The organism is Lactobacillus sp. C449L, assembly GCF_059900815.1.
Window position 1 is genome coordinate 1 of sequence record NZ_JBWXGA010000330.1, and the last position, 427, is coordinate 427.

Below are 427 nucleotides of genomic sequence, written 5' to 3' on the forward strand. Positions count from 1 at the left end.
GTAGCGGATCGCACCCGATGACGAGCAGCTGCCCCAGCGCGACACCGGGTCGCCGACGCCGACGCGGCTGACGCCCACCCCCGCCTTGGCGGCGAACTCGGCCGTCTCCTCGCTGAGCAAGGCCAGCGCCTGCCGCTTCAGCCAGCGCAGCACGCGCGCCTCGACACCCTCCACCGGCCCGCCGACCAGCAGCCGTCCCTCCGCGACGCTGATCGTGCGCGGCCGGTCGGGGCGCCAGTCGATGCGATGCGCCACGCCCCTGAACGGCACCGAGGCGCCGGGCGCGAGTTGCTCCCGCGGCGCGATGCCCGCGAGCGCCGCCTCCACCCACGGCCGCTGCCCCACCGCCCATTCGAGCGCGCGCCTGCGCGAGGCGCCGCGCGGCACCGTCAGCACCACGCCGCCGGTTCTGCGGTCGATCCGGAGC

At 77.0% G+C, this 427-nt stretch carries 1 protein-coding gene; it reads right to left on the reverse strand.

The window, feature by feature from the left end; all coding sequences use genetic code 11:
• Positions 1–427, reverse strand: a 427-nt coding sequence (locus AC2JF9_RS09615) for a YgjP-like metallopeptidase domain-containing protein (RefSeq protein ID WP_500727336.1), incomplete at both ends; no start/stop codon positions are given.